General features: G+C 59.1%; 16 protein-coding genes. 8 read left to right on the top strand and 8 right to left on the bottom strand.

Annotated elements, in window-relative coordinates; genetic code table 11:
• Window positions 1-81 precede the first annotated feature (81 nt).
• The 3 genes from BLU28_RS09735 to BLU28_RS09725 are packed head-to-tail and all read right to left on the bottom strand — an operon-like array spanning window position 82 to window position 5311.
• The gene (locus BLU28_RS09735) at window positions 82-3153 is read right to left on the bottom strand and encodes an efflux RND transporter permease subunit (protein WP_022563085.1); all 3072 of its coding nucleotides are present in this window, start codon (window positions 3151-3153) and stop codon (window positions 82-84) included.
• Window positions 3150-4235, bottom strand: a complete 1086-nt coding sequence (locus BLU28_RS09730) for an efflux RND transporter periplasmic adaptor subunit (RefSeq protein WP_077985806.1) — start codon at window positions 4233-4235, stop codon at window positions 3150-3152. Before BLU28_RS09730 ends, BLU28_RS09735 begins: the two co-directional genes overlap by 4 nt.
• The gene (locus BLU28_RS09725; protein ID WP_006697210.1) at window positions 4235-5311 is read right to left on the bottom strand and encodes an efflux RND transporter periplasmic adaptor subunit; all 1077 of its coding nucleotides are present in this window, start codon (window positions 5309-5311) and stop codon (window positions 4235-4237) included. The genes BLU28_RS09730 and BLU28_RS09725 overlap by 1 nt, the downstream gene beginning before the upstream one ends.
• A gap of 298 nt (window positions 5312-5609) precedes the next feature.
• On the opposite strand from BLU28_RS09725, the gene BLU28_RS09720 reads away from it, so the two are divergent.
• The gene (locus tag BLU28_RS09720) at window positions 5610-6224 is read left to right on the top strand and encodes a TetR/AcrR family transcriptional regulator (protein ID WP_006697211.1); all 615 of its coding nucleotides are present in this window, start codon (window positions 5610-5612) and stop codon (window positions 6222-6224) included.
• A gap of 53 nt (window positions 6225-6277) precedes the next feature.
• On the opposite strand, the gene BLU28_RS09715 is transcribed toward BLU28_RS09720, so the two are convergent.
• A complete protein-coding gene (locus BLU28_RS09715) occupies window positions 6278-7312 on the bottom strand; it encodes a LacI family DNA-binding transcriptional regulator (RefSeq protein WP_077985807.1) in 1035 nt (344 codons plus the stop codon).
• Between the two features lie 139 nt (window positions 7313-7451).
• Between BLU28_RS09715 and BLU28_RS09710 the strand changes: the two genes are divergently transcribed.
• The 6 genes from BLU28_RS09710 to BLU28_RS09685 all read left to right on the top strand — a co-directional run bounded on the left by BLU28_RS09710 (window position 7452) and on the right by BLU28_RS09685 (window position 13612).
• Complete coding sequence (locus tag BLU28_RS09710) at window positions 7452-8486, top strand: Gfo/Idh/MocA family protein (RefSeq protein WP_077985808.1); 1035 nt, start codon at window positions 7452-7454, stop codon at window positions 8484-8486.
• 12 nt (window positions 8487-8498) lie between these two features.
• Complete coding sequence (locus tag BLU28_RS09705; RefSeq protein ID WP_077985809.1) at window positions 8499-9401, top strand: sugar phosphate isomerase/epimerase family protein; 903 nt, start codon at window positions 8499-8501, stop codon at window positions 9399-9401.
• A 61-nt stretch (window positions 9402-9462) separates the two neighbouring features.
• Window positions 9463-10695, top strand: coding sequence for an ABC transporter substrate-binding protein (locus BLU28_RS09700; RefSeq protein WP_034497354.1), 1233 nt, complete (start codon window positions 9463-9465; stop codon window positions 10693-10695).
• Between the two features lie 108 nt (window positions 10696-10803).
• Window positions 10804-11706, top strand: coding sequence for a carbohydrate ABC transporter permease (locus tag BLU28_RS09695; protein ID WP_006697215.1), 903 nt, complete (start codon window positions 10804-10806; stop codon window positions 11704-11706).
• Complete coding sequence (locus BLU28_RS09690) at window positions 11703-12530, top strand: carbohydrate ABC transporter permease (protein WP_077985810.1); 828 nt, start codon at window positions 11703-11705, stop codon at window positions 12528-12530. Before BLU28_RS09695 ends, BLU28_RS09690 begins: the two co-directional genes overlap by 4 nt.
• Window positions 12527-13612 (top strand): ABC transporter ATP-binding protein, encoded by a 1086-nt coding sequence (locus BLU28_RS09685; RefSeq protein WP_004445881.1) that lies wholly within the window; start codon window positions 12527-12529, stop codon window positions 13610-13612. Before BLU28_RS09690 ends, BLU28_RS09685 begins: the two co-directional genes overlap by 4 nt.
• Window positions 13613-13786: 174 nt before the next feature.
• Here BLU28_RS09685 and BLU28_RS09680 read toward each other — a convergent pair whose 3' ends face one another.
• Genes BLU28_RS09680 through BLU28_RS09665 form a run of 4 tightly spaced genes read right to left on the bottom strand, consistent with a single transcriptional unit; the run spans window position 13787 to window position 17511 of the window.
• Window positions 13787-14563, bottom strand: a complete 777-nt coding sequence (locus tag BLU28_RS09680; RefSeq protein WP_004445883.1) for an ABC transporter permease — start codon at window positions 14561-14563, stop codon at window positions 13787-13789.
• The gene (locus tag BLU28_RS09675; RefSeq protein ID WP_077985811.1) at window positions 14550-15371 is read right to left on the bottom strand and encodes an ABC transporter ATP-binding protein; all 822 of its coding nucleotides are present in this window, start codon (window positions 15369-15371) and stop codon (window positions 14550-14552) included. The genes BLU28_RS09680 and BLU28_RS09675 overlap by 14 nt, the downstream gene beginning before the upstream one ends.
• A 9-nt stretch (window positions 15372-15380) precedes the next feature.
• On the bottom strand, window positions 15381-16382 hold the full coding sequence (locus BLU28_RS09670; RefSeq protein WP_022563095.1) for an ABC transporter substrate-binding protein: 1002 nt from the start codon (window positions 16380-16382) through the stop codon (window positions 15381-15383).
• 46 nt (window positions 16383-16428) lie between these two features.
• Window positions 16429-17511: a 4-oxalomesaconate tautomerase gene (locus BLU28_RS09665; RefSeq protein ID WP_175477678.1), complete on the bottom strand. Its 1083-nt coding sequence runs from the start codon at window positions 17509-17511 to the stop codon at window positions 16429-16431.
• Window positions 17512-17616: 105 nt separating this feature from the next.
• Here BLU28_RS09665 and BLU28_RS09660 point away from each other — a divergent pair, with 105 nt between their 5' ends.
• Window positions 17617-18513 carry a LysR family transcriptional regulator gene (locus tag BLU28_RS09660; protein ID WP_004445891.1) on the top strand — a complete coding sequence of 299 codons (897 nt, stop codon included), beginning with the start codon at window positions 17617-17619 and terminating at the stop codon, window positions 18511-18513.
• Window positions 18514-18546 lie beyond the last annotated feature (33 nt).

Here is an 18546-nt window from a genome sequence, read left to right as displayed (position 1 = left end):
CTGCACGCGGGAACAACGACGGTGGATATTTTTATTGGAGTGAGGAGGCAGTGCAACCACCACCTCGCCCGGCATCCGATATCACGCCTGGATTTCTGCGCCCTCCGGCTTCTCATCCTCGCGCGGAATACGAAACCAGGCAACGTAGAGCGCCGGCAGAAAAAGCAGGGTAAGCGCCGTGCCGACCACAATGCCACCCATCATCGCATAGGCCATCGGCCCCCAGAAGATTTCCCGGGATATGGGGATGAGGGCAAGCGTTGCCGCCGCCGCCGTCAGCATGATCGGCCGCATGCGGTGTTCGGTCGCCTCAATGACGGCACGCCAGGCCGAGACACCCTCGCTTCGCAGATGCTCGATCTGCACGACGAGGATGACCGAGTTCCGGATCAGGATGCCGATCAGCGCCAGCACGCCGAGAATGGCGACGAAGCCCATTGGCGCATTGGAGAAGAGCAGCGCCACCACCACGCCGATCAAGGCCGTGGGCGCCACGGCGAAGACCAGGAACAACCGGCTGAAGCTTTGCAGCTGAACCATCAGGATCGTCGCCATTGCAAACAACATCAGCGGCACCACGGCGACGATCGGCGCTTGCGAATCCGCGCTGGATTCCACCGAACCGCCCGTCTCCACCTTGTAACCCACAGGGAGCGTTTTCTCGAAAGCCTCTATTTTCGGCTTCAGCTGCGTCACGATCGTTGCGGGCTGCGTCGGGCCGATGATGGCAGCCTTGACGGTGACCGTCGGTATCCGGTCGCGACGCCAGATGGTCGGTTGCTCCAGCTCGTAGCGGAAATTGGCAATGGCCGAAAGCGGCACGGCCTTGCCGTTGGTCGCCGGCAATTGCAGATTCTGCAAGGTTTCGATGGACCCGCGCTCCGACAACTGCGCCCGCGCCACCACATTCACGAGGTAGATGTCGTCCCTGACCTGGGTGACCGTAGATCCCTCGACAATGCTGTTCATGGCGTTGGCGATATCTTCCGAGGAGACGCCGAGCTGGCGGGCCTTGTCCTGCAGCACATCCACCTTCACTACACGTGTCGGTTCGTTCCAGTCCATGACCATGTTGGACAACAGCTGGTGTTCGCCGACAATGCCCGACAATTGCTGCCCGAGCTCACGGACCTTCTGGATATCCGGGCCGCTGAGGCGATATTGCACCGGCTTACCGACCGGCGGGCCGATATCGAGCAGTTTCACGAAGGCGTCAGTGCCGACGAATGTCCGGTCCAAATATTCCTGCAATTCGGCGCGCACCTTGTCCCGCACGTCCAGTCCCTTGGTGACGATGACGGTCTGGCCGAAGGTGACATCAGGAGTCTGCACGTCGAAAGAGAGGATGAAGCGCGGCGCGCCTTCACCGACATAGGTCGTCCAGTGGTCGATATCCGGATTCTTGGCGAGCATTTCCTGCTCGAACTGCGCCATCTGCCGGTTGGTTTCGGCAATCGAGCTGTTCTGCGGCAGGTTCCAGTCAACGATGAGCTCCACACGGTCCGAGGACGGGAAGAACTGCTGCTGCACGAGGCTCATGCCACCCACGGACAGGCCGAACAGGGTTATGGTGAGGATGATCGTCACCCAGCGCCAGCGCAGCGCCCGGCCGAGAAGCCAGGAAAAGGCCGAGGCGAACCGGCCCTTCTTCTCGTGGTGAGATTTCATTGTCTTCGGCAGAATCGTCACGCCGAGCAGGGGCGTGAACAAAACCGCGACGATCCATGACACGATCAGCGAAACCGCAATCACCACGAAGAGTGTGAACGTAAACTCACCCGCTGCGCTGTTGTTGAGGCCGACAGGAATAAAGCCGGCAACGGTGACCAGCGTACCGGTCAGCATCGGGAAGGCGGTGGAGGTGTAGACATAGGTCGCCGCTTTTCTGAGATCGTCTCCGACCTCAAGCCGCGCGACCATCATTTCGACGGCGATCATCGCATCATCCACGAGAAGCCCGAGCGCGATGATGAGAGCACCGAGCGAAATGCGTTGCAGCGAAATGCCTGTGTATTCCATGTAGACGAAGGTTATCGCCAGCACGAGCGGAATGGAAACCGCCACCACCATGCCGGCCCTGAGGCCAAGGCTGATGAAGCTGATGACAAGGACGATGGCGATGGCTTCGAACAGCGCCGAGGTGAAGCCCGAGACCGCCTCATCGACGACGGCAGGCTGATCGGACACCCGGTGCACATCGACCCCAACTGGCAGATCCGCCACCACGCGTTTCATCTGCGCATCCAGCGCCTCGCCGAAATGCAGCAGGTTCGCGCCGGTTTTCATGCCGATTGCAAGGCCGATGGCCGGCTGGCCGTTGAAACGGAACAGCGAGGACGGCGGATCGACATAACCGCGCCGGATCGTCGCTACTTCCGTCAACGGGAAAAAGCGGTTGTTGACGCGCAGGTTGATCGCCCGCAGACTGTCTTCAGACGTGAACTGGCCGCTGACGCGAAGCGCCACGCGCTCAGGTCCTGCATTGACGAAGCCGGACTGGGTGACGGCATTCTGCGATTGTAATGTCTTGATGATGGACTGCTGATCAATGCCGAGCGCCGCGATCTGTCGCGTGGAAAATTCCAGATAGATCGTCTCGTCCTGTGCGCCGATGACATCGACCTTGCCGATATTGTCGACGGTCAAGACCTTGGCGCGGGCATCTTCCACCAGGTCACGCAATTGCCGCTGGCTGAGACCGTCGCTGGTGAAGGCGTAGATATTGCCATAAACGTCGCCGAAACGGTCATTGAAGAAGGGGCCGACCACGCCGGATGGAAACTCGCCCTTGATGTCGCCGATCATGTTGCGCACCCGCACCCAGGTCGGTTCGACATTGCGCGCCTTGGTTTCCGGCACCAGCTCCACAAAGATCGTCGTGCGGCCCGCCACCGTCTGGCTGCGCAGATGATCGAGATTATCGAGTTCCTCGAGCTTCTTCTCGATCCTGTCGGTCACCTGCCGCGCCACTTCCTCCGCCGAGGCGCCGGGCCACTGGGCACTGATCACCATGGTCTTGATGGTGAAGTTCGGGTCTTCCTCGCGACCGAGGTTGAGATAGGAAAAAACGCCGGCGAGAACGAAAACCAGCATGAAATACCAGACAAGCGAACGGTGTTCGAGCGCCCAGTCTGAAAGATTGAATTTCTTCACTGACGGACCTCCTGATCGATCCTGATGGCCTGTCCATCCTTAAGCTTGTGAACGCCGGCGCTGGCAACGCGCTCGCCGGGTTTGACGCCGCCGGTGATGCGCACGCTGCCGCCTTCGGCAGGTTCACCCTCTATCGTGACCGGGCGCGCCGTGACGGTCGCCGTGTCGGCATTAACGATCCAGACGGACCAGCCGCCCTCCGTTTTCAGCAGGGCCGATGCCGGCAGCATGATCCGCGGTTCGGAAGCAGCAAGCACGGAAGCCGTGACGACGGAACCGAGGCGGAATGCCGCCGGCGCATCCTGCAGACTGATCTTGGTCCGTCGTGTGCGCGTTGCCGTTTCGGCTGCCGGGGCGATTTCCCGCACCACGCCGGTGGTTCGGATTTTTGGATCGAGCTGCAGGGCGATCTCGAAGGTCGAGCCGATATCCAGACGCTGCGCCGCAAATTGCGGAACATCCACCACTACATCGCGCACTTCCGGGCGGGCGATGGTGACGACCGTCTGGCCGGCGGAAACAACCTGGCCGATTTCACCCGATGTGGCCGTGACAACACCGTCGAATTCCGCATGGAGCTGCGCGTAACCCAGCTGTTCTTCCGCCTTGTCCAGGTTTGCACGGGCCTTGGCGACGGAGGCGTTGGCGGTGCGCGTCGCCTGTTGGGCTTCCTCCAGCGCCGCCTCGGTGCCGCTACGCGCCTCCGCCAGCACACGCTGGCGCTGTTCGGTGGTCACGGCATTGGCGAGCTGCGCTTCGGCATTGGAAAGATCCGACTGCGCGCTCTTCACCGACAGTTCAAGTGCGAGCGGATCGATCGAGGCCACCACATCGCCCTTCTTGACCAGATCGGCGACATCGACGTTCCGCGCTATGATCCGCCCGAGGACGCGAAAACCGAGATCCGTCTGAATGCGCGATTCCACCGTTCCGGTGAGCTGCAGCGCATCCGCCGACTTTTCCTCGACCACCACCGAGAGCACCGGTCGCGGCGCCTCGGCGGCGGCCTCCTGCTTTTCCTGACAGGACGAGAGCGCCATCGCGGGCAGCAGCAAAAACAAGCTTCTGTTTATCCTGAACATTATTGTGCCTGCCCCTTTTCATAGGCGACCTTTTCACCGGTCCGGAGGAATTTGGTCCCGCCCGTGACCACGAGATCGCCGGGGTTCAGCCCCGCCGAGACGACGAATTGACTGGTCTCATAATCCGCAACCTCGATCGGCCGCATGGAGACTTCGGAGGATTGCGGATCCACCACCCAGACGGCGGGTCGGCCTTTTTGCGACGTCATTGCCGACCATGGAAGCTCGATGGCATCCACCTGCCTGAAGCGGAAATGGCCGGATACCGGCGCACCAAGCGGCATGGTCAGATCGCCGTTAAGACCGACCTTCACCCTTATCGTACCATTATCCGGATCGATCGTCGGAGAGATTTCCCGCACGGGGGCCGCCACGGCGCGGGCGGGATCCGAAAGGAGGCTGACATTGACGAGATTGTCGATGTCGCGCTCCAGGAAAAGAGATTCGTAGACATCAAACACGGCGTCACGCGGCCCGTCATGCGCCAGCGTGAACACGAGCTGGGCAGCCTGCGCCACCTGGCCTACTTCGACATTTCGCGCCGTGATCACGCCATCCGCATCGGCCCTGAGTTCCGTATACGACAGCGCGTCGCGCGCCGTATCGAGCTGCGCCTGGGCCGATCTGACCGCGCCCTGCGTGGTAAGCAGCGTCTCCTGGGCCTTGTCGACGGCCGAGCGCGAGGTGACCTGCGTCCGGAAAAGACTTTGCTGGCGATCGAATGCCAATTGTGCCTGCGTCTGTTGTGCTTCTGCCGATTGCAGATTGGCAAGGGCAACATCGATGTCGGCCTTCTGCTCCTCCGGATCGATGCGGGCGAGCAGTTGCCCTGTCGTCACCCGCGCGCCCACATCCACCAGCCTTTCGGTGATTTTGCCACTGACGCGAAACGACAGGTCCGTCTGAACCCTCGCCCTCACTTCGCCGGTGATGATGCTGCCACGGTCGATCGGCTGCTTCTCCGCCTTGACCACATCGACAGTTCGCAGCGGCTTTTCGGCCGGCGGCTCTTCATTGCTGCAGGATGACAGGGCAAAAACGCCGCCCACCGCCCATGCGATAAGAATGGTTCTCATGCTGACCTCTTGATCTTCGCCCTCATCCATAATATTTGACTGACTGTATAGTCAATGAAATTCTTATGCCGTCGCTCTGGGAGCTGTTCGGGGTATCCCTCCCCTAGAGAAGGATCATTGCAGACTGCCCGACGCATTCGCTGGCAAGCAACGGCATATGTTGACATACGGAGCATCAAACCACCTGCAGAAATCGGTTCCGGTTTTTGCACTGGTGCGATAGGCAGACCACCTGTTATTTCCGCCGATCACGACGGGTAGAAGGGCACGCGCCGACAATATGTAAGGATCCGGGGTAATGGCGAAAACGAAACTCTCACGTGCAGAACAGAAGATACAACGTCCGCTGCAAATTCTCGACGCCGCATTTGAGGAATTCACCAAAAGGGGATTTACGGCAACGCGGGTCGAAGACATTGCCGACCGGGTGGGAGTGACGAAAGGCACGGTCTATGTCTATTTCGAAACCAAGGAAGCCCTTTTTGCCGCGATGATCGAGCACGTCGGCAGACCGTTCCAAGAGGCATTCGAAGCCTACGAACGCACCTCCGACGATCCCGTCGAGGAGCTTCGCCTGCTTCTCGAATTCCTGTTCGAAACGCTGGTGGATGACCGGCGTATGCGGGAACTCTTTCGTTTCGTCGTGGCCGAGGGAGCCAAGTTTCCGGATCTGATAGACCACCACCATGATATTCTGATGGCGCCGGTGCTCGCCCGCATCAATGCTATCCTGGACAAAGGTGTCGCGAAAAAGAGATTCAGGGCCAACGCACCCGAACTTGCGCATGTCGTCATGTCACCAATGGTCGGAACATTGGTTTTCAGGCTGATTTTCGACGACCGGCGCAGTCTGGACAAGGAGGCCGTCATCAAGGTTCACCTCGACGTGCTCATGAACGGCCTGCTCCCCTGAGCAGCCAAAACATCCTGCCCGCCGCGGGCTGGATGGAACCCCACCTGGCTGACCTACGGTACCGGACCTGGATCGCTCTCCCCCGCCACGAGCACCATCGGCCATATGCAATGGCGGGCCTGGGCGGGATAAAATGGCGCATAGGCCGGCATTGTCGACAAAAGAGTCTGCGCCACCGTAACGCCGAGATCATGCAGCGACATGCGGAAGCTTGTCAGGCGCGGTTCGAGAAACTGGCCGCGCGGGCCGTCACGGAATCCGATGACGGCGAGATCCCGCCCCGGTTCGAGCCCCGCTTCCGCAAGACGACGATAGAGACCGACGGCCATCAACTCATAGATCAGTACAATCGCCGTCGGCCGAGGCCGCATCTGCAGCCATTCGCTGGCGGCGTGATATCCGCCCTGCTCGCTCGATTTCGCCCGGATGACCAGAGAGGAATCATAAGCGATGCCATTATCGTCCAGCGCACGCCTGTACCCATCAAGGAACACATGCCCGAGATTGATATCGCTGTCGGGCGCGGCTACCGCGATCGAACGATGCCCGGAGGCCACGAGGCGATCGATCGCGCTTTTCGCGACGCCCTCGAAATCGAGATCCACCCAGGCATGATCCGTGCTGGAGGCGGTCCGCCCGAGCGCTACGAAAGGAAGCCGATTCTGCTTGAGAAAATCGACACGCCTGTCGATTCGACGAGTGGCGGAAATGATCATCGCATCGACCATGCGGCGCGCCACCATACGCTTGAGATATTCGTCGGGGTCCTCTTCTCCCGGGCAAGGCAGAACGATGAGATCGAGGTTGTGACCGGAAAACACGCTTTGCAGGCCATCCGTCAAGCCGAGGAAGAAGTTATCGGCATTCTCCACCGTCTGCGCATCGCTGCCCGTCATCAGACCAATGACATTGGTCGTTCCCTGCCGCAGGCTGCGGCCTGACTGGTTGGCGACGTAACCCAGTTTTTCCGCAGCCTCGAGAACGCGGCGCCGTGTCTCTTCGTTCACGTCGGGCTTGCCGTTCAGCGCACGGGAAACAGTGCCGATCGATATCTCGAGGTAATCGGCAAGCTGGCGAATTCCTTTCATGCGCTCCCCTCCAAATCCCGGCCCGCAATCTGCGCGCCACTTGATGGTCTTGACATATCTAACATCATCGGCATAGTCTCGTAAACGTTTACGACGCTCTGCGCAAAGAGGAGTTTGCGAAAGAGTCTGGGGAGATGAGATGACTTTTAATGCCGTTTTATGCGGGTGCGGAGCTATGGCCAAAGGCTGGCTGCGCGCCATCCAGTCCTCGCCGGAAATCGCCGGCGAAATCAGGATCGCAGGTCTGGTGGACCTGAACGAGGGCACGGCCCGCGCGCTTGCCGAGGAATTCGCCCTCACCGGCGCGGTCATCGGCACCGATCTTCGCGCGGTTCTCACCGAAACGAAAGCCGACATTCTTTTTGACATCGTCATCCCGCAGGCGCGTTTTGCCGTAGTCGAAGCCGGTCTCGCAGCTGGATGCCATGTGCTGAGCGAAAAGCCGCTTGCAGCCTCGATGGAGGAAGCCGCGACGCTGGTGGAACTGGCGAAAAAAGCCGGCAGAATTCACGCCGTGGTGCAAAACCGTCGGTTCGTGTCCGGCATCAGACGTCTACGCCGTGCGTTGGAGGACGGCGTCATCGGTGATCTGACCGCCATCCACTGCGATTTCTTCCTGGGGCCGCATTTCGGGGGGTTTCGCGAGGAGATGAAAAACGTCCTGCTTCTCGATATGGCAATTCACACCTTCGACGCGGCCCGTTTCGTCGCCAATGAAAAGCCGCTCTCCGTCTTCTGTGTGGAGAAGAACCCGGCGGACTCATGGTATGCGCATGGGGCCAGCGCCAACGCGATTTTCGAGTTCTCCAACGATGTCGTCTTCACCTATCGCGGCTCGTGGTGCGCTGAAGGCGAGCGGACAAGTTGGGAAGGACGCTGGCGGCTGATCGGCTCCAAAGGCATGATTCTCTGGGATGGCGAAGAAAGTTTTTCCGCCTCGGTGGCTGGCAACGAACAGGGTCTTCTGCGTGGCTTCAAGACCGTAAACGTTTCCGATGTCGTTTCAGACAAGGACACGCGCGGCCACGCCAGCGTCATTTTATCATTTCTCGAATCCATGCGTACCGGCGAGATGCCGGAAACATCCTCCTTCGACAATATCAACAGCCTCGCAATGGTGATGGGCGCGATCGAAAGCGCGCGCCTTGGCCAGCGCGTTTCCATTGCAGCATAAGGACCGACAGACGTGAGCAATCCGGCAACATCCATCCGCATCGGCACCATGATCAGCGCCACCAAGGGTCAGGCGGCCGAACGTATCGGGCAGATAGCCGATCTCGGCTTTGAAAGCTTCGAGCCCTTCTTCTGGCAGACGACCAACGGTCAAGACCTTGCCGAACTCGGCAAGCGCTGCCGCGAGGCGATCGGTGAGCGCGACATTACCATCGGCACGCTCGGCATGTTTGGCAATCCGCTGGAGGAAACCGACATCGACCTTGAGACATTGCAGGGCTGGAAAGACTGCATCGACAATGCCCACCATTTCGGCGCGACCTGCGTTGCGGGGTTCACCGGCCGGCTGCGCGGCAGGCCGCTGCCGGAGAGCCTTCCCCGATACAGGCAAATCTGGAGCGAGCTTGCAAAACGTGCCGCCGACAAGGGCATAAAGATCGCTTTTGAAAACTGCGCCATGGACGGCAACTGGCAGACGGGCGACTGGAACATTGCCCATAATCCCGATGCCTGGGAACTGATCTTCAACGAAACGCCGGACGAGAATATCGGCATCGAGTGGGAACCCTGCCACCAGATGGTTTATCTGATCGATCCGCTACCGCAGATCCGCAAATGGGCGAAGAAGATTTTCCACGTGCATGGCAAGGACGCGACCATCCGCTGGGACGTCATCCGCGAGCACGGCATTTTCGGCAAGGAGAAGTTCGTCTTCATGCGCACGCCGGGTTTCGGCGACAGCAACTGGACCGACATAATTTCCGAACTGCGCCTCGCCGGCTGGTCCGGCTCGATCGATATCGAAGGCTGGCATGACCCGGTCTATCGCGATGCGCTGGAAATGACCGGACAGGTGCATGGCCTGAACTATCTGAAAAAATGCCGAGGCGGCGATTTCGTCGTCGATCCGACATAACGGAAACCTTTTGGGAGAAGGTTCCCGAGATTGCAGAGACGATAACCAAGAGGAGGAGATTATGGATATCGCAAAATGCATGATGGCCGGCGTGTTTCTGTTGGCGGGCGTGTCCGCCGGCGCGATTGCGGCACAGGCAGAGGACGTGACTTTGACCTTGTGGTCGCTGGACCGGGATATCCAGCCTGCTCCAAATCTCATCAAGGAGTTCAACGCGCTCAATAACGGCATCAAGATCGAATACCGGCAACTGCAGTTCGATGACGTGGTGAGCGAATCCATGCGCGCCTATTCGACCGGCAATGCGCCCGACATCATCGCCATCGACAACCCCAACCACGCCATGTTCGCCGCACGCGGAGCCTTCCTCGATGTGACCGACATGATAGCCAAGTCCGATGTCATCAAGACGGAGAATTATTTCCCCGGCCCGCTGAAATCGGTAATGTGGGATGGAAAATATTTCGGCGTCCCGAAGGCGACCAACACGATCGCTCTTTATTACAACAAGGATCTGTTCAAGGCCGCCGGGCTGGATGCGGCAAAGCCGCCGCAAACCTGGGATGAGCTGGTTGACGCGGCACGCAAACTGACCAACCCTTCCAAGAACGTCTATGGCATCAGCTTCAGCGCCAAGGCGAATGAGGAGGGCACATTCCAGTTCCTGCCCTGGGCGCAGATGGCTGGCGCCACCTACAAGAACATCAACACCGAGGGAGCCGTGAAAGCGCTCGAGACGTGGAAGCTGATGCTGGACGAAAAACTGGCTTCGCCCGATACGCTGACACGCAGCCAGTGGGATTCTACCGCGACCTTCAACGCCGGCAACGCCGCCATGGTCATTTCGGGCCCATGGGAAATCGACCGCATGCTGAAGGACGCGAAGTTCGACTGGGGCGTCACGCTGCTGCCGGTTCCGGCGCCCGATGCGCCGCGCTCATCGGCCATGGGGGACTATAACTGGGCGATCTTCTCGAAGACCAAACATCCTGAAGAGGCCTTCAAGGCGATCGAGTTCTTTGTCTCGCAGGACAAGGACATGTTCAAGAATTTTGGCCAATTGCCGGCGCGTTCGGACATTCCCGTACCGCCCACCGGCAATGCGCTGAAGGATGAAGCGCTCAAGACCTTCGTCGAGCAGCTCAAATATGCACAGCCGCGTGGCCCCTCGCCCGAATGGCCGAAAATCTCGAAGGCCATTCAGGATGCCATTCAGGCCGCGCTGACGGGACAGATGTCTCCGAAGGACGCACTCGACCAGGCTGCACAGAAAATCAAGCTCGTCGATGGCTGATCAGGGAGGCGGCCGGCATGTCCGGCCCCATCCGCAGGGTTCCTCCCGGTGGGGTCGCTTGCCGTGATAAGCGGCGGCGGCCCCGAGCGGAGCTTGCGAGGATTTCTTATGAAAAAGCTGCTTTCCAGCATCAGCGATGGTCGCGGTTTCGATATCGCCCTTGTCGCCTTTCCTTTGGCTTTCCTCTTCGTGATGGCGGGGTTACCCCTGCTTTACAACATCGTCATGAGCTTTCAGGAAGTCGACATGTTCAGCCTGGGCACCTTCGTGCGCCCGTTCGTCGGTTTCAAGAACTATGTCGATCTGTTCCGGCAGCCGGAAACCTGGCCCATCCTGATGAATACGGTAACCTTTGTCGTCGCTTCCATAGCGGGGCAATTTGTCATCGGCTTCGGTCTGGCTCTGTTTTTCTGGGTCAATTTCCCCGGCGCCACCTGGCTGCGGGGCCTGTTCCTCGTTTCATGGGTCATGCCCGGCCTCGTTGTCGGTGCTATCTGGAACTGGATTTTGTCCGGCGACTTCGGGGTTCTGAACTTCTTCCTGCGCGAAAGCGGACTGATATCAGGCAATATTTTCTGGCGTTCGGATGCGAATTTTTCGCTCTGGGCGGTTGTGATCGCCAATATCTGGCTCGGCACCTCCTTCAACATGATCCTCCTTTCCGTCGGCCTCGCCTCCATTCCCGGCGATCTTTACGAAGCCGCCGAGCTTGATGGCGCCAACGCCTGGCAGCGCTTCTACACCATCACGCTGCCCATGATGCGCTCCACCATCGGCGCGATCATCTCGCTCGGGCTGATCTTCACCTTGCAGCAATTCGATCTATTTGCCGCCATTACCGATGGCGGACCCAATAACAGTTCCAACGTGGCGCAATATTGGGCCTGGGATCTGTCCTTCCGGCAATATGACTTCGGCAAAGGCGCGACGATTTCAGTCATCATGATCGTTTTCGTCATGCTGGCCTCCATTGTTTATGTGCGCTCCACACGGCATGAGGTACGCGGATGAGCATCAACAACCGTAACCGCCTGATGCTGGCAATCGCCATCATTCTTGCCATCATCTACCTCTTCCCGCTCTACTGGATGTATCTGACCTCGCTCAAAAGCGGCTCGGAGATGTTCGCCAACCCGCCCTCCTTCTGGCCTGGTGAACCACAATGGCAGACCTATGCCTATGTCTGGAACAGCCGCAACATGGGCCGTTACCTGTGGAATTCGGTGCTGATCGCTTTGAGTGCGGTGTTTTTGATCACCATCCTCGGCGTCGGCTGCGCCTATGTGCTGGCCCGTTATCGCAATGTCTGGGTGGATATCGGTCTGTTCCTCATCCTGATGCTGCAAGTCCTTCCAGCTTCATTGATGATCACGCCGATCTTCGTCGGTTTCTCGCAATTCGGGCTTCTGGATTATCCACGCCTGTCGGTCATCCTCGCCATTGCGGCGAAAAGCATGCCCTTCTTCGTTGTGCTGGTGCGCGCCACCTTCATGGCCGTGCCGCAGGAACTGGAGGAGGCAGCGCTCGTAGACGGTAATTCGAGGGTCGGCGCGTTTTTCAATATCGTGCTGCCGCTTGCCAGAAACGGCATCCTCGTCAGCGCCATTCTCATCTTCATGCAGGCCTTCGGTGAGTTCGTTTACTCCAAATCGATGATCCAGGCGGCGGAACTGCAGCCCGCCAGCGTCGGTCTCAATTCCTTCATGGGGCCCAACACCAGCGAATGGAACAACATCATGGCCTATGCGACCATGTATGTGACGCCCATTCTCGCCCTCTTCATTCTCTTGCAGCGCCGCATCGTATCCGGCCTGACATCAGGAGCGCTAAAATGACCCTTCAGATCGAACTATCAGGCGTCAACAAATATTACGGCGCTTTCCATGCCCTGAAGAACATCAACCTTTCCATCAAGAAGGGCACCTTTGTTGCCCTTGTGGGACCATCCGGCTGCGGCAAGTCCACGCTTCTGCGCTCGCTTGCCGGGCTGGAGAGCATCTCGGCTGGTGACATGCGCATTGCCGGCACGCTGATGAACGGTGTGCCGCCGCGCAAGCGCGATGTGGCGATGGTATTCCAGTCCTATGCGCTCTACCCGCATATGACGGTCGAGGAAAACCTCACCTATTCGCTGCGCATGCGTGGTGTCGCCAAGGCGGAAGCCCGCAAGGCCGCGGAAGAGGTTGCCGCCACGACGGGGCTTTCCAAGCTCATGAAGCGTTATCCCCGAGAACTCTCTGGCGGGCAGCGCCAGCGTGTCGCCATGAGCCGGGCGATCATCCGTAATCCGCAGGCGTTCCTGTTCGATGAGCCGCTCTCCAACCTCGATGCGGCCCTGCGGGTTCACATGCGCAAGGAAATCCGCGCCCTCCACGACCGCCTGCATGCCACCTCGGTCTATGTCACCCATGACCAGATCGAGGCGATGACCATGGCCGATCATGTCGTCGTGATGCGTGACGGGGTAATCGAGCAGCAGGGGACACCGCTGGAGCTCTATGACCATCCCGTCAACCGCTTCGTCGCAGGCTTTATCGGCTCCCCAGCCATGAACTTCATCCCGGCGACCGTGAGTCCGGATGGCGCATCGCTCCAGCTGCGGTTCGGCGACGGTGAACCCCTGCAGTCGATCAGAAGCCCCGCCCCCCTGCAGCCGGGCAAACATCTCATCGTCGGCATCAGGCCCGAACATATCAGCCCCGCTACTGCAACGGGAGCGGCGTTGACACTGCCCGTCTCCGCTGTGGAGACAACGGGCTCGGCAACTTTCCTGACACTCGGCACATCCACGGAACTGGTGATTGCGATACAGGGCCGCAGCCCGGTCAAGGCCGGCGAGGTCATCGGCCTCGACGTTGACCCGTCCGATATGCATCTCTTCGATGAAGAGACAGGCGCTGGGCTTGTAAACCGGTGAACCGCAGCGAAGCGGGACGCCGATCATCTTCGGTTTAACGATCCCCTATCGTCCAGCCCCGGAACTCGAAGCTCTGCCGTGTAATATGGAAAGGCCATGGCCCATGTCGCCGCGACGGTTCAAAAAAAAGGGGCAGCCAAATGGCTGCCCCGCTGTATTTCAGCTACCCCGACCTCATGCAGGCCGCTCTTCACCTGCGTTGGGCCTCCACGTGATCAGCCTTTTCTCTGCGACATCGAGAATGAGGTCGATGATGAGGACGAAGACCGCAAGGATGATGATGCCTGCGAAAACGCCGACCGCATCGAAATTGCCTTCCGACCGGGCAATGAGGTAGCCGAGGCCTGCAGAAGCCCCAAGATACTCTCCGATGATCGCGCCAACCACCGCAAAGCCGACGGAGGTGCGCAGCGACGACAAAATCCAGCTCGCCGCAGCGGGAAAATAGACATGACGCAGCAGATCCGTGCGCCGCGCCCCGAGGATGCGGGTATTTGACAGCACGACCGGATTTACTTCGCGCACGCCCTGCATGGCGTTGAAAAAGGTGACGAAAAAGACGAGCGTAACCGCAAGGGCAACTTTCGACCACAGACCGAGGCCAAGCCAGAGAACGAATATCGGAGCCAGGACGACGCGGGGAATGGCGTTTACCGCCTTGATGAACGGATCGAGCACGCGGGCGACAAAGGGGCTGAGGCCCAGCCAGACGCCAGCGCCTACCCCGAGACCGGTGCCGATGAGATAACCGAGCACGGTTTCGCTGAGGGTAATGCCGACATGCTTGTAGAAGCCGGCATCCGCTACCCAGTCGATCACCTGCCTGACGATATCGTAGGGTGCGGGAAAGAAGAAGCGATCAATGGCGCCGGAGGACACACCGAGTTGCCATCCGCCAAGAAGCACGACCAGGAGAACGACCTGGATGATACGAACATTAACGGCTTGCATAGCTTTTCTCCACTTCGCCGCGCAGGGACGCCCAGATATCGCGATAGAGCGTCATGAATTTCGGATCGAGTTTGATTTCAGCGACGTTGCGGGGTCGTTCGAGATCGACGGGAAAGCTCTCGATGACACGGCTCTTCGGACCCGCAGCCAGAACGACGACCCGATCTCCGAGCGCAATAGCCTCCTCCAGATCATGGGTAATCATGACCACCGCCCGGCGATCCTCCTGCCACAGGCGCAGCAATTCGTTCTGCATGAGATGGCGGGTGTGGATATCGAGTGCCGAGAAGGGCTCGTCCATCAGGATGACCTTCGGCTCGGTAATCAGCGCCTGCGCCATCTGTACGCGTTTACGCTGCCCGCCGGAAAGCTGATGCGGAAAACGGTCGCCAAAACCCTTGAGGCCGACTTTTTCAAGCCATGCCATGACCTTGGCACGCCGCTCGTCCTCGGCAACGCCCCGGAACATCAGACCAAGCTCGACATTTTGAAATGCGGTCTTCCAGGGAAGGAGGGCGTCCTGCTGAAACAGATATCCGATATTGTTCTGCACACCCTGGACCGCTGAACCGTCGATGGAAACCGTGCCCTGCGCGGGCTTCAGCAAGCCAGCAATGGCGTTGAGGATGGTCGACTTTCCGCACCCGGTGGGCCCGACAATGGAAAGAAACTCGCCATCGCCGACCTTGAGGTTAACGTCCTGGACTGCAACAAACGCACCGAATGCCATGGTGACGTTCTCAATCGCGACCATGGGCTGTGGTTTGAAGTCCGCCACTGGCTCTAGCTTTCTGACTGGGGATGACATGGCGGCCTCTCAGTTTGCAGCCTTCGAAGCCGCGGCTTCGACGAACTTGTTGGTATAGGTGGTGTTGAGGTCGATCGACGCCTTTGCCACTGCCTCGTTGAAGGTCTTGAGAACGGCAAGCGGCGTTTCGAGATCGCCGGGCTCGAATTTGCCGTCTTCGGAGAAGATAGCCTTCGCGGCTTCGACGGCCTTGATGTAGGTTTTCTTGTCCCCGGACACGAAGTCGTCAGGAAGCTTCTCGACGATTTCTTCCGCCGAATGCTGCTTCATCCAGTGCAGCGCCCGTACCGTGGCATTGGTGACCTTCTGGATCACTTCGGGATTCGCGTCGATATACTCCTGGGTCGCATAAAGCACGGAGGTCGGATAGATGCCGCCATAAACATCCTTTGCGCCCTGATCGCTGCGTGCATCAATGAGGATTTTGCCCAGCCCGCGTTCGACGACAATCGTTGCCGCCGGGTCATAATTGACGAGCAGATCGATCTTGCCCTGCTGCAGGGCCGCAACGGCGGCAGCACCCGAGCCGACGCCGATGATGGAGATATCGTTGTCGCTTAAATTGTGCTGCTTCATATAGTAGCGAATGAAGAAGTCCGAGGAAGAGCCCGGCGAGGTGATACCGACCTTCTTGCCCTTGATCGTCTCAGGCTTTGCGGGATCGAAGTCAGTATCGTTCTTTCCTGCAAGAACCAGACCGGAGTTGCGGGCGAGCTGAACGAAGCCCACGACGTGCTTGTTCTGGGACTGCATCTGAATGGTGTGGTCATAAAAACCGACGGCGACGTCCGTGGAACCGGCGACGAGCGCCTGTAGCACCTTCGAGCCTCCCTGGGCAAAGTTCTCGGTCGTTACATCAAGCCCCTCTTCCTTATAAAAGCCGAGGCTGGCCGCAACGGGGAAAGGCAGGTTGTTGAGGTTGTATGAGCCGACGCTCATTCTGACAGATTCGGCATTGGCGGTTGCCGCCAGCGCACAGAGCGCAGCCGTTGCAAGCAGGTATTTACGCATGAGGGTCTCCTCCCGTTTCGCGATATTTTAGCCACTATGGCCTTGTCTATGCTGCGTCTTCAATCGCAGCCATCGGCTTGGCGAAGGCAAAGCCTTCGAACAGCCTGCGCGCCGTCCTTACAAGTCCGGCTGTTATGGCTCCGTTTCGCATTTCCAGCTGTACATCCAGACGGCCTGCGGGATGTTCGATGCGGATCTGGGTCGGCACGGAAAGCCCTCCTGCCGCACTATAGGCGACGGTGCCTTCCGTTACGGCCGCCGTCGCGATGCCGACAGCGCCGGTTGTCGCGAGGGCAGGATGGCACTCGTTCGGCATGAAATACCTGACCGAAAACGTTCCACCCCGCCGCGCCGGCGCAATGAGCACCGGCTTTGGAATGACCATATCCCGAACGTCTCCCATCCCCATCATCTTTCCAGCCTCGATGCGTACGCGGGTCATCCGTTCAATCAGGTCTCGATTGGCGGAGAGCGATTGCGGATCTTCGTAGCCGGCGACGCCGAGATCGGCTGCCCGCATGAGAACCATCGGAATGGCGCAATCTATCGCCGTTACATCCACCCCGTCGATCACATCGACGGGTTTTCCGGTCGGCAGCAGCCTGCCGGTTTTCGCGCCGGCTGCATCCATGAATGTCAATGCGATGGGTGCTGCAAGACCCGGAACACCGTCGATCGATGCGTCACCAAGATAAATTACCTCGCGGCCCCGCGTCGGCACCTTCGCCTCGATCAGTTTGCCGGTATTCACGTTGTGAATCCTGACAAGCGTATCGTTACCCTGCGCCGGCACGAGCCCCGCCTCAATCGCGAAGGGACCGACGGCGGCCAGCATATTCCCGCAATTGGGGGAATAATCGACATGCTGCCTGTCGGTGCGCACCTGTGCGAACAGATAATCAATATCGGCGCCGGCGACCGTGGAAGGTCCGATGATCGCCACCTTCGACGTAACCGGATTGCCCCCGCCGATACCGTCGATCTGCAGCGGATGGCCTGAGCCCATGATGGACAGCAGAGCCGCATCCCTTGCCGCCGGATCTCGGGGCAAATCGGAAGCCAGAAAGAACGGTCCGCGAGACGTTCCGCCGCGCATCAGCACACAGGGTATCTTCATCAGATCGTTCATGATTAGCCTCAATCTTGCATTTTGCGGATCAATGCGCCGCGTTGTTGCAATATGGGCAAAAGAGTCTAATCTGTTAAATGCAATGTTTTGGAGGTTTATTGCGAAATGAGCATCAATTGCGAAATACTGGATTTGCGCGCATTTCAATCCGTAGTTGAGCTTGAGAGCTTTCACAGGGCAGCGGAGGCGCTGCATATCTCCCAGCCGGCGCTCACCCGCCGCATCCAGAAGCTAGAGCAGGCCATCGGCGCGCCGCTTCTGGAGAGAACGACTCGACATGTCGCTCCCACCGCCATGGGCCAGGAGGTGATGCCGCTTGTCCGGCGTATGCTGGAAGAATTCGATGGGTCGCTGTTCGCCATGAAAGATGGCGCGCAACGGCGCGGCCTCATCACGATGGCCTGCGTTCCCACCGCCGCTTTCTACTTTCTTCCCACGGTTATCAAGACCTTCAGTCAGCAATATCCAAACATCAGGCTGCGCATCAGGGATCTGACGGCAAATGAGGGGCTGCAGGCGGTTGCGAGAGGCGAGGTGGAATTCGGCATCAACCTGATGGGCAATTCCGATCCCGAACTGTCATTCGAACCGCTCATCGATGACCCGTTCGTGCTGGCGATGAGGAAAGATCACCCGTTGGCAAATTTCGAAACGATTGAATGGAATCAGCTGGAAGCTTATCCGCTCGTCGTCGTGGACCGTTCGAGCGGCAACAGGACCCTTCTAGACGGCGCGCTTGCGAGACACAACCTAAAGCTGAACTGGTTTTATGAGGTGACTCATCTCAATACGTCGCTCGGGCTCGTCGAAGCCGGACTGGGCATTTCCGTTCTGCCGCGGCTGGCCACGCCGCAGGACGAACATCCATTTCTCATCACCAGGCCGATCGTCAATCCCGTCGTCTCCCGTACGATTGGCATTGTACAAAGGCGAAGCAGTGCCCTTTCGCCCGCCGCGGAAAAATTCGTCCGGCTGCTGCTGGAGACCTGGAAGACACAGTAGTCACCTGATGGGTCGGGGATGTCCGGGAGGGCC

The organism is Agrobacterium pusense (assembly GCF_900102105.1).
GTDB classification, from domain to species: Bacteria; Pseudomonadota; Alphaproteobacteria; order Rhizobiales; family Rhizobiaceae; genus Agrobacterium; species Agrobacterium pusense.
This window is presented reverse-complemented; position numbering and strand designations above follow the sequence as displayed.